This window comes from Shewanella sp. HL-SH4, assembly GCF_051164845.1.
Taxonomy (GTDB): domain Bacteria; phylum Pseudomonadota; class Gammaproteobacteria; order Enterobacterales; family Shewanellaceae; genus Shewanella; species Shewanella glacialimarina.
Window position 1 is genome coordinate 3,186,852 of record NZ_CP195037.1, and the last position, 12,522, is coordinate 3,199,373.

Genomic DNA, 12,522 nt, shown 5'->3' on the forward strand with positions numbered 1-12,522 from the left:
GCAAGTTTATTATTGCTTAAATTGGGCAAACTAATTATTTATATTGCTCTAGTCATTAATTCTCGGTAGAATGTCGCGCTTCCTTTAGCTGAGTTAGTGATCGGCTAAAGATTATTTATTATATTTTGGAGATACACATGTCACTAAGTGCTGAAACTAAAGCAAAAATTCTAGCAGACTTCGGTCGTTGCGAAAACGATTCTGGTTCTACTGAAGTACAGGTTGCTTTATTAACTGCTCAAATTAACCACCTTCAAGGTCACTTTAAAACGCATATTCACGACCACCACTCACGTCGTGGCTTGTTACGTATGGTAAGTGCTCGCCGTAAGCTTTCTGCTTATTTAAAGCGCACTGACGTAGCTCGTTATACTGCTATGATCCAGAAGTTAGGTTTACGTCGTTAATACGACTTTGACTTACTTTAGTAAGTCAAAATCGTAAAAAGGAGGCTTAGCCTCCTTTTTTATTGTCTTAAATTTGATGATTTCTAAAGTTGTAATATTTTAGCGCTTTCAGAGGCAATATACTTTTGTTCGAACTCTTCTAGTGGTAATGGCTTGCTGAAGAAAAAACCTTGCCCAATAGGACAGTTATTTTCTCTAAGCCAGTCAAGTTGCTCCTCATTTTCAATTCCTTCAGCAACAATTGATAAATTTAGTTGGCGCCCTAGCATCAAAATAGTTGATGCTATTGCACTATCAACCGGAAGGTCGCTTACAAAAGCGCGATCGATCTTCATCGTGGTTATAGGCAAATGGCGTAAATAAGATAACGAAGAGTATCCAGTACCAAAATCGTCAACTGCAATACCAAAACCAGCGGATTTGAGTTGTTCCAATTTTGCTATTGCCTGTTCTATATCATTCATCAATGATGTTTCGGTTATTTCTATTTCAAGTAAGTCTGGACGGATTTGATAGCGTAAAGCAAGTTGTTTGATATCAGGCACCAAACTTGAGTCGGCAAATTGCTGTGATGCGACGTTAACGGCAATAGGAACGGCATAATTGTATTTTTTCTGCCAATCTCTCAGTATTTTACAGCTTTGTTCAATGACCCATCTACCTATTGGAATAATAATACCAGTCTCTTCAGCTACAGGGATGAAAGACATTGGGCTGATGAGCCTGCCATCTTTTTGCCAACGAATTAATGCTTCACAACCAATAACTTTATTTGTGTTAATGTCGAATTTAGGTTGAAAATGAAGTAGGAACTCATTGTTTTTAAGTGCATCGTGCAAAGAGGCTTCTGTACGAAGTCTTACCGCTGCCCGCTCGGTCATTTGTTCTTTAAAAAACGCCCATTGATTCGAACCTGCCGCTTTAGCACTGTACATGGCGATATCAGCATGGCGTATTAAATCCTCTGCACTCTCACCATCATCAGGGTAAATGGAAATGCCGATAGAGGCCGCTGGGTGGATGGTATGTTCATTTAACTGCAGCGGAGCGTTAAGCTGTATCAGCAGTTTATCAACAAAGTCTGCCGCCTGATCTGGGCTTTGGATATCATCGGCTAATACGACAAATTCATCCCCACCTAGACGAGCAACGCTACCCTTATCACCAACAACGCGTTCCAGAATACGGGCGATACGTGCTAGAAATTGATCACCTAATGCATGGCCTAGCGAATCATTAACATTTTTAAAGCGGTCTAAATCGATAAACAGCAGTGCAAAGTTGCGTTTGTGCACACGCGATCGTTGAATAGTTACATTGAGTGTTTCTAGTAATAAAGTTCGATTGGGTAATCCTGTGAGTGGATCTCGGGTGGCCATTTTACGAAGCTTATTTTGAGTTTGACTAAATTGCAGTAAAATTTGATTAAATTTACTGGCCACTAATCCTAACTCGTCATCCTTATGAGCTTTAGAAATTGGCAATAAGTTTTCACCGGGTGAATCTGGATCTATTTTATCTATGGCTTCACTTATTCTTGCGATAGGTTGAGTTAAGAATCGATGGAAAACGACGCTCAGTACCAAGGTGAGTAATAATGCTCGGGCCAATGTTGCAATAAAGCTGAGCTGAAGTTGGTCAAACAGATGCGTCGTTAACTTTTGAGTGTCATAAAATATCGTTAAACTACCAATTAGCTGTTGCTTTTTACTGCCTTCAAAATAGAAGGGGCGGTATAAGGGGCGTGATATTTCCTTTAGGTCACCAAATAAACGGTTACTCAATAAAATGTAATTTTCTGAAAAGTCTTCACCTTCATTCACCACACTGACAAAAAGTGAGCCATCATCAAGCTCAAGCACCGCAGAGCCCACATTATCAACTTTAATAATACCCTCTAAGGTTTGCTGAGCTAATTTATCATCTAATGCCCAGATGGCATTCGTGGTTGTTTGCTCTACAGAGTTAAGTAGTTCTTGCTGCGAGCTAGATAGTTGTTGTTTAGTCGTAACAACAACTAGGGCTATTTCAACAACAAATACAGCGATTGCAAAAAACAACGCCGTAAATACGACAAGATTAGTTTGTTTCCAAGTCAGTGATTTAAATCTTGAGGTCATCATTAATTCCGTGTCTTATAAGACCAGTAATGTTATTCGTCTTTATTATTAGTTTTTGTCTATTATTTTAAGAGTTTTGTGACAAAAAAGTTCGTTTTATGTGATTGATAACAAATTAATTCATTAAATAGAATCTATCCATTACCCTAAAGTAACTGTAGTAAAATTAGTGCTCCTTGTCACTCATATTTATACGAATAGCGTCTAACGCAGGTGATTTAAGTTTACGCTAGCAAAAATAATGAAATAATTTACCAAGTTTGAAGTATTTTATTTATCAGTAAATAGGTAAGTATTTTAGAATGAAGAGTAAATTTTTATACCTAGATAAGAAGTGTCTATTTAACTATTGATTCTATTTGAAGTATACTTGCGCAGGTAATTTAAAGGTCATTAATTAAGGAATGGGTCACGTGAATCCAATTGTAAAGAGTTTTGAGTATGGTCAACATACTGTCACCTTAGAAACGGGTGTTATTGCACGTCAAGCTGATGCTGCTGTTTTAGCAAGCATGGGCGATACCACAGTGTTAGTTACTGTCGTCGGTAAAAAAGTTGCTGATTTAAGCCGCGATTTTTTCCCACTAACTGTTAACTATCAAGAAAAGACCTATGCTGCGGGTAAAATCCCTGGTGGTTTCTTCAAGCGTGAAGGTCGTCCGTCAGAAGATGAAACTCTGATTGCCCGTCTTATCGACCGTCCAATTCGTCCTTTATTCCCTAACGGTTTTAAAAACGAAGTTCAAGTTATCATTACTGTGGTTTCTGTTGACCCACAGATTGAGCCAGACATTGTATCAATGATTGGTACCTCCGCAGCATTAGCTATTTCTGGTATTCCATTTAGTGGTCCTTTAGGTGCTGCTCGCGTTGGTTATATCAACGGCGAATATGTGCTTAATCCAAGTGTTGATCAGCTAGCGACTAGCGACCTTAATTTGGTTGTAGCGGGTACGCAAAGCGCGGTGTTAATGGTTGAGTCAGAAGCGAAATCGCTTGCTGAAGAAATTATGCTAGGTGCCGTGACTTATGGTCACGATCAACAGCAAGTTGTTGTCAATGCGATAAGCGAATTTAAAGCTGAAGCAGGCAAGCCAACATGGGATTGGACTGCACCAGTTCAAGATCAAGATTTAGTTGCAAAAATCAAAGAACTTGCTGAAGCGGGTTTGACAGAAGCTTATCAAATTGAAGTTAAGCAAGATCGCTATGCACAAGTTGGCGTAGTTAAATCAGCGGCTAAAGCTGCATTAACAGCTCAAAATAGCGATGTTGATTTACGGGAAGTAGATAATCTACTTGCCAGCCTTGAAAAGAAAGTCGTTCGCGGCCGTATTATCAGTGGCAAGCCACGTATCGATGGTCGTGAACCTGACATGATCCGCGCATTAAGTGTATTAGCAGGTGTTCTTCCACGTACTCATGGTAGCTCACTGTTTACCCGTGGTGAAACTCAGGCGTTAGTGACATGTACTTTAGGTACAGAGCGTGACGCACAGAAAATTGATAGCATCATGGGCGAACGTACTAATCGTTTTATGCTGCACTATAACTTCCCTCCGTACTGTGTTGGTGAAACTGGTATGGTTGGTTCACCTAAGCGTCGCGAAATCGGTCATGGTAAATTAGCATGGCGCGGTATGAAGGCTGTTATGCCTTCAGCTGAAGAATTTCCGTACAGCGTTCGCGTAGTATCGGAAATTACTGAATCTAATGGTTCAAGCTCTATGGCTTCAGTATGTGGTACTTCATTAGCACTAATGGATGCTGGTGTACCAATCAAAGCATCTGTTGCTGGTATTGCAATGGGTCTAGTTAAAGAAGGCGACGATTTTGTTGTACTTTCTGACATTTTAGGTGATGAAGATCACTTAGGTGACATGGACTTTAAAGTGGCTGGTACTCGTGATGGTATTACTGCATTGCAGATGGATATTAAGATTGAAGGTATCACTAAAGAGATCATGGATATTGCACTGCAACAAGCATACGGTGCACGTGTTCATATTCTTAACGTAATGGATCAAGCAATTGGTTCTCATCGTGATGATATCTCTGATCATGCTCCACGTATCACGACTATCAAGATCAATCCTGAAAAAATCCGTGATGTTATCGGTAAAGGTGGTGCAACTATTCGAGCACTGACTGAAGAAACAGGTACAACTATCGAGTTAGATGACAACGGTACAGTCAAGATTGCTTCTAATAATGGCGAGGCAACTAAAGAAGCTATTCGTCGTATAGAAGAAATTACCGCTGAAGTTGAAGTTGGTCGTATTTATAATGGTAAAGTGATTCGTATCGTTGATTTCGGTGCATTTATTAACATTCTTCCTGGTAAAGATGGCTTAGTGCATATTTCGCAAATCAGTGATGAGCGCGTAGCAAATGTATCAGATCACTTAGAAATGAACCAAGAAGTTGCTGTTAAGGTGATGGAAGTGGATCGTCAAGGTCGCGTACGTTTATCAATTAAAGAAGCACAAACTAAAGAAGCTGCTGAATAAGCGACTATTTTAAGTGTAAAAATTTAGTGTGATGAAAGGGAGGCCAATTGGTCTCCTTTTTTTAATTTTTTGACAATTAAATCAAATAGCAAATAGCACTAACCCCGCTAGGTTGTTATCATGCTGATTATTAATGAACCTGATTAAAGGTAAAGTAGATGGAATTTAAATTACGCACCTCGTTTGTCGCCATGGTGGCAGGTGTTAGCTTGTTGCTTACCGGTTGTGCTGCTACTTCGGGTTCAAATGGGGATGTTGCGATAGGGCAAATTATTGTCGCCCCAGTTATGCCAGATTATAAATTAGAAGTGACTTTGGCCAAGTTGAATGAAATTTTGGCAAGTATGGAACTGACCAACGATCAGCGTGCACGTTTTCATTATGATCGCGGTGTTATTTACGACAGCGTTGGATTACGCCTACTCGGACGTATTGATTTCCACCAGGCACTTAAGCTACAACCAAATTTAGCTGATGCCTATAACTTCTTAGGTATTTACTATACCCAAGAAGGTGAATTTGAAAGTGCATATGAGGCTTTTGATGGCGTATTAGAACTCGCCCCAGAATACGACTATGCATACCTTAATCGCGGTATCGCATTATTCTATGGTGAGCGCTACGAGCTTGCAGTAAAAGATATGATGACTTTCTATCAACGTGATCCAAATGATGGTTATCGCTCTTTATGGCTATACCTCATGTCATCACAAATTGATGCGAAGGCTGCACTAGTTGCGTTAGGTACTCAGCGCGGGCAACTTGAAGATAAAGCTTGGTCAAGTGTATTAGTCGACTACTACTTAGGCAAATTAACCAAGAAACAATTATTTGCTGCCGCTAAAGTGGGTTTAAATCAACCTAAAGAATATGCAGAGCGTTTATGCGAAGCGTACTTTTATTTAGGTAAACGGGCAGAAGAGTTAGGACTGTACCAAGAAGCGGCAAATTATTACCGTCTCACCCTAGCAACTAATATTTATGATTTTGTTGAACATAGATACGCGCGTATCGAGTTAGCTAAAATAAAACACATCCTCGAACAGCCTCCTCAGTCCTAAAAGGCGCTTTGCCTAGCCAAGCTTACTGATAGGCGCTATAATTTGCGCCTTTTTTAGTATCAAGTGCAAAGGTTACCATGTCAGGCATAAATGTTGAGGTCGACAAACGTCGAACCTTCGCCATCATTTCCCACCCGGATGCGGGTAAGACAACAATTACTGAAAAAGTATTGTTATTCGGTCAAGCAATTCAAGTCGCAGGCACGGTTAAAGGCCGAGGCTCTAAGCAGCATGCTAAGTCGGACTGGATGGAGATGGAGCAAGAGCGTGGTATTTCTATCACTACCTCAGTAATGCAATTCCCTTATAAAGAATGTCTGGTCAATTTACTTGATACACCAGGTCATGAAGACTTCTCTGAAGATACTTATCGTACCTTAACCGCAGTTGACTCTTGTCTTATGGTTATCGATGCCGCTAAAGGTGTAGAGGATCGTACTCGTAAGCTAATGGAAGTGACTCGCTTGCGCGATACTCCCATTATCACTTTCATGAATAAATGCGACCGTGATATTCGCGATCCTATGGAAGTGATGGATGAAGTGGAAGAAGAGTTAAAAATTGCCTGTGCGCCTATTACTTGGCCAATTGGTTGTGGTAAGTCATTTAAAGGTGTTTACCATATTCATCGTGAAGAGGCTATTTTATATAAATCAGGCCTTGGTCACATGATCCAAGAAGTGCGTATTGTAAAAGGGATTGATAATCCAGAGCTTGATGAAGCTATTGGCAGTGAGTTAGCAGATCAATTACGTGATGAGCTTGAGTTAGTTGTCGGAGCATCACATGAGTTTGATTTAGATGCATTTTTAAAAGGCAAGTTATCGCCAGTATACTTTGGTACTGCGCTAGGTAATTTTGGCGTTGATCATATGCTTGATGGTTTGCTTGAGTGGGCACCAAAGCCTCAGTCACGCAATACTGAAGTGCGTGAAATTACCGCGAAAGATGAAAATTTTAGCGGTTTTATCTTTAAAATTCAGGCTAATATGGATCCAAAACATCGCGACAGAGTTGCTTTTATGCGCGTAGTGTCAGGTAAATATGAAAAGGGCATGAAAATGCACCATGTTCGTATTGGCAAAGATGTGCGGATTTCAGATGCATTAACCTTTGTTGCAGGTGATCGCGAGCAAGTTGAAGAAGCCTACCCAGGTGATATTATTGGTTTGCATAATCATGGCACGATTCAAATAGGTGATACTTTTACCCAAGGTGAAAAATTTAAATTTACCGGTATTCCTAACTTTGCACCGGAAATGTTCCGTCGTATTCGTTTAAAAGACCCATTAAAACAAAAGCAGCTTTTAAAAGGTTTGGTGCAGCTTTCTGAAGAGGGTGCAGTGCAAGTCTTTAGACCAATAGACTCGAATGACTTAATTGTTGGTGCGGTTGGTGTGCTACAGTTTGAAGTGGTTGTGGGACGTTTAAAGAGTGAATATAACGTTGAAGCTATTTATGAAGGTATTAGTGTTTCTACAGCACGTTGGGTTTACTGTAAAGATGAGCGAAAGCTTGAAGAGTTCCGCCGTAAATGTAGTCCAAACCTTGCGTTAGATGGTGGTGATAATTTAACTTATATTGCGCCGACAAGGGTTAACCTTAATTTATCAATGGAACGCTATCCTGAAGTAGAGTTTGCGAAGACACGCGAAAACTAATCTATTTTAGGCTAGGCTATAGTTGATGTTAAAAAGGCAGTAGTGACTGCCTTTTTTATTGCCTGTTTTTAGAGTCGATTCTATGTCCTTACCTATATTTGATACCCACGCACATCTTGATTTTGAAGTATTTGATCATGACCGTGATGAATTATTCAACCACATGCGAAACAAAAATATAACTAAAATACTTATACCGGGTGTGAGTCCTGAACTGTGGTTTAAGCAACTGGCTGTTGCTCAGCAATATCAATGTTATTTCTCACTAGGGATCCATCCCTGGTATCTTCCTGAGAATATTGATACAGCACTTGAAGAGCTAGAATATCAAATTTATCTAAATCAAACTAACCCATTATTTGTTGCTATTGGTGAGTGTGGCTTAGATAATTTACGTCCAGAATTTGAGCAACAACAAGCGTTGTGTGAACAGCAATTACAGCTAGCAAAAAAGTACCAACTTCCCGTAATTCTGCATGCGGTAAAATGCCATGCTTTGTTAATTGAGTTGTTAACAAAAGCTGCGTTGACAAAAGGTGGCGTTATACACGGTTTTTATGGCAGCGTTGAGGTCGCAAAACAGTACCAAAAATTAGGTTTTAAATTAGGCATTGGTGGCTTGATATTAAACCCTAGGGCAAAAAAACTGCATAAAGTAGTAGCAGAATTATCTTTAGAATTATTTGTCATTGAGACTGATTCACCGAGTATGTCACCCGAAAATCAGCTTGATAAACGCAATACACCGCTCATTTTACCGTTGATTATTGAAAAAATAGCTTTTTTGCGTCAAATTTCAACTGTTCCTATATTAGAACAGCTTAATAGAAATTCTTTGCAACTATTTGAGCTTTAGTTACTTTTTTTGAAACGAGGCCTGTTTACCACAATTGTCTTGCGTAAATATCTGAAACTAAACTTTAAAAGTTTGATCAAAACGACGCTTTTCCTCAATTGCTCGGTTATAATCTGTATTGGAAATAAGGTGAGTTAACAACATTAATAAGAAGTGTTAACAATTAAAAAGGGTGATGTTTAATGGATATAGTTATGAGTCTAGTAGGGGTGGTCACCCTACTTGTGATAGGTTTCTTACTATCTACAAATAAAAAAGCTATTAACGTACGTACCGTAGGTGGCGCTTTATTAATTCAAGCGTTTTTTGCAGGTTTCGTATTATATGTGCCAATTGGTCAACAAGTATTAGGTGGTGTTTCAACTGCCGTTGCTGATGTAATTGGTTATTCTCAAGCAGGTATCAACTTCCTATTTGGCGGTTTAGGTACTGACGCTATGTTTGGTAATGGCGTAGGCTTCGTATTCGCCGTTCGCGTATTACCTGTTATTATCTTTTTCTCTTCTTTAATCGCTGTTCTTTACTATCTAGGCATTATGCAGATAGTAATTAAGTTCATCGGTGGTGGATTACAAAAAGCACTTGGTACAAGCCGCACAGAGTCTATGTCTGCTACAGCAAACATCTTTGTTGGTCAAACTGAAGCGCCTTTAGTTGTACGTCCTTTTATTCCAACAATGACTAACTCTGAGTTATTCGCAATCATGGTAGGCGGCTTAGCCTCTATCGCTGGTGCGGTACTTGCTGGTTATGCTGGTATGGGCGTGAAAATTGAGTACTTAGTAGCAGCATCATTTATGGCGGCTCCTGGTGGCTTAATGATGGCTAAACTAATGCACCCAGAAACTGAAGCAACTAATAATGACATGACTGACTTACCAGAAGATACTGATAAGCCAGCAAACGTTATTGATGCAGCTGCATCAGGTGCCGCTTCAGGTATGCACTTAGCACTTAACGTTGGTGCAATGCTTTTAGCCTTTGTTGGTCTAATTGCAATGGTTAACGGCATGCTTGGTGGTATCGGTGGCTGGTTCGGTTTCGAAGGTTTATCACTAGAACTGATCCTTGGTTACATCTTTATGCCGTTAGCATTCCTTATCGGTGTGCCTTGGTCTGAGGCTATGGTTGCTGGTTCGTTCATTGGTCAAAAAATCGTTGTTAACGAATTTGTGGCTTACTTGAACTTTGCTCCTTATCTTAAAGATATTGCTGATGGTGGCATCTTGGTTGAAGCTACAGGTCAAGCAATGACAGACCGTACTAAAGCGATTATTTCTTTCGCACTGTGTGGTTTTGCTAACCTATCGTCAATTGCGATTCTGCTAGGTGGTTTAGGTGCTATGGCTCCTACTCGTCGCCATGACTTAGCTAAGTTAGGCGTACGTGCGGTTATCGCTGCATCATTAGCTAACTTAATGAGTGCAACACTTGCTGGTTTATTCCTAGCACTGTAGTAAAAGATATTCCTTTACTACAAGGGCTTTACCTACTCTAGTGAGTAAAGCCCTGTATTTAAGATTACATAATCATAATGATTGGCGTTAATCCACCGGTTTCCAGATAGCGAAGTGGTAATGAGTGACAGGTGCATATATTCATATTAACACCGCAAAATCATTCATTTTCGAATGCGACACAAAAGTAACTGTTAGTGTGATGTAGTGAGTAAGTCGCGACATTGTTCACAAAAAAGAATTTAGTATTCGTTTTTATACCGGTTAAATATTGTGATTTACAACAATAGCGGTAAAATACGAAAGCTTAAAACAAAAGCTGTCCTAGAAGGCGGCAAATTATGATAAATGGGGTTGATGATGAAAAACTTTAAAACTTTAGCTTTAGCAGCAACAACTATGGCAGCAATGGCTGCACCTGCACTAGCTGCTGACCGTGGTGAAGATATTCGTTCTGGCGATTACAGCTGGATGCAGTTCAATGCTATGTACTCTTTTGATGAGCTACCAAGCACTGGCGAAAGTGGTCACGATTATCTAGAAATGGAATTCGGCGGCCGTGCTGGCGTTGTTGACCTATACGGTTATGTTGATGTTTTCAACTTAGCGACTGGTGACTCAGGTGATAAAGCGACTGGTTCAGGCGCTAGCAAAATGTTCATGAAGTTCAATCCACGTTTCTCACTAGATGCTATTACTGGTAAAGACCTTTCTTTTGGTCCAGTTCAAGAGGTCTACTTCTCTACTCTATTTAACTGGGGTGGTGGAGTTGTCGGTGAAGATGTAAACGCATCTTTCTGGGGTATCGGTGCTGATGTTATGGTTCCATGGTTAGGTAAAACTGGCATGAACTTATACGCACACTATGACATGAACGGTAAAGATTGGAATGGTTACCAGTTCTCTGCTAACTGGTTCAAGCCTTTCAAATTCTTTGATAACAAAAGCTTCATAGCTTTCCAAGGTTATGTTGATTATCAATTTGGTGCTGATGACGAGTATGGTAATGAGTTTGTTCCTATGAGCTCTAGCGGTGGTGCTGCATATTTCGGTATTCACTGGCATTCAGACAACTATGCTTTAGGCTATGGTCTTAAAGGTTACAAAGATGTATACCTTCTTGAAGACGGCGCAGGTATTGTTGGCTTAGATACAACTGGTTGGGGTCACTACCTAACAGCTACTTACAAGTTCTAATACTTTGTAAGACATTGGAGCCACAAAATTTGTGGCTCCTTTATAGTTTTTAAAAGTTAATACTTAATTAAATGCATTATTTTAAGTGCCGTTAATTAAGCATTAAGCACAACGCGCTAAAATGGATTTTTCGCGGAAAATGATAAAATAAGTCATTTATTTATTTTGCCTTTTCCGGTCTTCAAGGATTCAAGTCGTGGTACTCGTTATCAGATTGAATACTTAGGTTAGTAAATCATATTAGTTTACTGGCAACACGTGAAGACTCGGCCATAGCTGTAATCATATAAGCTGTAATCTTTTTAGCTATATCCTAGTTAGCTATGATCATATGCCACTTTACTTTGTTGCCCTGACAAAAATTATCTACTGATTTTTCTTTATGGAGAACAAACATGACTGATTTAAAAAAAGCTGCGCAACTTGGTATCTCATTAATGGATCTAACCACGTTAAATGATGATGATACTGATCAAAAAGTTATCGACTTATGTCATAAAGCCAAAACTGCTGCAGGTAATACCGCTGCAATTTGTATTTATCCTCGCTTTATTCCTATTGCACGTAAAACCTTAAATGATCTTGATTGTGAAGACATTAAAATCGCGACAGTGACTAACTTCCCACATGGTAACGATGATATTGCAATTGCAGTATTAGAAACTCGTGCAGCAGTTGCTTACGGTGCTGATGAAGTCGATGTGGTATTTCCATATCGCGCATTAATGGCAGGGGATGAAACCGTCGGTTTTGAGCTAGTTAAAGCCTGTAAAGAAGCCTGTGGTGATGATGCTATTCTTAAGGTTATTATTGAATCGGGTGAGCTTAAAGATCCAGCATTAATTCGCAAAGCATCAGAGCTATCAATTGATGCAGGTGCTGACTTTATTAAAACCTCTACCGGTAAAGTGCCGGTTAATGCCACGCTAGAAGCGGCTGAAATTATGCTAACCGTGATCAGCGAAAAGAACCGTAAAATTGGGTTTAGGCCCGCCGGTGGCGTAAAAGATGCAGCTAAAACAGCAGAGTTTTTAGCTGTTGCGGCCCGTATTTTAGGTGAAGACTGGATCAGCCCAAGTACTTTCCGTTTTGGTGCATCAAGCCTGTTGACTAGCTTATTACATACCTTAGAGCTTGCTGACGCGCCTGCAACAATTCAAGGTTACTAATTACAATCAATGTTGTAGCTAAGGTTTATTACCTCTAGTGTGAATAAACCTTATCGCTACCAATTTTTTTGGCGATCCAAATCT

9 protein-coding genes are annotated in these 12,522 nt (G+C 39.8%); 8 read left to right on the forward strand and 1 reads right to left on the reverse strand.

Annotated elements, in window-relative coordinates; translation table 11 throughout:
* The first annotated feature begins 137 nt into the window (after nt 1-137).
* On the forward strand, nt 138-407 hold the full coding sequence (rpsO, locus tag ACRWQL_RS15020; RefSeq protein ID WP_235088586.1) for a 30S ribosomal protein S15: 270 nt from the start codon (nt 138-140) through the stop codon (nt 405-407).
* A gap of 83 nt (nt 408-490) precedes the next feature.
* Here the strand turns inward: rpsO and ACRWQL_RS15025 are convergent, their stop codons facing one another.
* Nucleotides 491-2,527, reverse strand: coding sequence for a putative bifunctional diguanylate cyclase/phosphodiesterase (locus ACRWQL_RS15025; RefSeq protein WP_434938784.1), 2,037 nt, complete (start codon nt 2,525-2,527; stop codon nt 491-493).
* Between the two features lie 413 nt (nt 2,528-2,940).
* Here ACRWQL_RS15025 and pnp point away from each other — a divergent pair, with 413 nt between their 5' ends.
* The 7 genes from pnp (at nt 2,941) to deoC (ending at nt 12,438) form a co-directional block, all read left to right on the forward strand.
* The gene (gene pnp, locus ACRWQL_RS15030) at nt 2,941-5,037 is read left to right on the forward strand and encodes a polyribonucleotide nucleotidyltransferase (protein WP_434926886.1); all 2,097 of its coding nucleotides are present in this window, start codon (nt 2,941-2,943) and stop codon (nt 5,035-5,037) included.
* Between the two features lie 158 nt (nt 5,038-5,195).
* Entirely contained in the window at nt 5,196-6,098 is a 903-nt protein-coding gene (gene nlpI / locus ACRWQL_RS15035) for a lipoprotein NlpI (protein ID WP_434926885.1), read from the forward strand.
* A gap of 77 nt (nt 6,099-6,175) precedes the next feature.
* The gene (prfC, locus tag ACRWQL_RS15040; RefSeq protein WP_434950792.1) at nt 6,176-7,759 is read left to right on the forward strand and encodes a peptide chain release factor 3; all 1,584 of its coding nucleotides are present in this window, start codon (nt 6,176-6,178) and stop codon (nt 7,757-7,759) included.
* A gap of 94 nt (nt 7,760-7,853) precedes the next feature.
* Nucleotides 7,854-8,615 carry a TatD family hydrolase gene (locus ACRWQL_RS15045; RefSeq protein ID WP_434953398.1) on the forward strand — a complete coding sequence of 254 codons (762 nt, stop codon included), beginning with the start codon at nt 7,854-7,856 and terminating at the stop codon, nt 8,613-8,615.
* Between the two features lie 182 nt (nt 8,616-8,797).
* Nucleotides 8,798-10,072, forward strand: a complete 1,275-nt coding sequence (locus tag ACRWQL_RS15050; protein WP_434926883.1) for a NupC/NupG family nucleoside CNT transporter — start codon at nt 8,798-8,800, stop codon at nt 10,070-10,072.
* Between the two features lie 360 nt (nt 10,073-10,432).
* Nucleotides 10,433-11,269 carry an outer membrane protein OmpK gene (locus tag ACRWQL_RS15055; protein WP_434926882.1) on the forward strand — a complete coding sequence of 279 codons (837 nt, stop codon included), beginning with the start codon at nt 10,433-10,435 and terminating at the stop codon, nt 11,267-11,269.
* A gap of 395 nt (nt 11,270-11,664) precedes the next feature.
* Nucleotides 11,665-12,438, forward strand: coding sequence for a deoxyribose-phosphate aldolase (gene deoC / locus ACRWQL_RS15060; RefSeq protein WP_434950794.1), 774 nt, complete (start codon nt 11,665-11,667; stop codon nt 12,436-12,438).
* Nucleotides 12,439-12,522: the final 84 nt, after the last annotated feature.

Excerpts from the sequence above, each read along its gene's own strand:
- ACRWQL_RS15050 (WP_434926883.1), top strand. The coding sequence starts at position 8,798 with ATGGATATAGTTATGAGTCTAGTAGGGGTGGTCACCCTACTTGTGATA.
- prfC (WP_434950792.1), top strand. The coding sequence starts at position 6,176 with ATGTCAGGCATAAATGTTGAGGTCGACAAACGTCGAACCTTCGCCATC.
- nlpI (WP_434926885.1), top strand. The coding sequence starts at position 5,196 with ATGGAATTTAAATTACGCACCTCGTTTGTCGCCATGGTGGCAGGTGTT.
- ACRWQL_RS15055 (WP_434926882.1), top strand. The coding sequence starts at position 10,433 with ATGAAAAACTTTAAAACTTTAGCTTTAGCAGCAACAACTATGGCAGCA.
- deoC (WP_434950794.1), top strand. The coding sequence starts at position 11,665 with ATGACTGATTTAAAAAAAGCTGCGCAACTTGGTATCTCATTAATGGAT.
- ACRWQL_RS15025 (WP_434938784.1), bottom strand. The coding sequence starts at position 2,527 with ATGACCTCAAGATTTAAATCACTGACTTGGAAACAAACTAATCTTGTC.
- rpsO (WP_235088586.1), top strand. The coding sequence starts at position 138 with ATGTCACTAAGTGCTGAAACTAAAGCAAAAATTCTAGCAGACTTCGGT.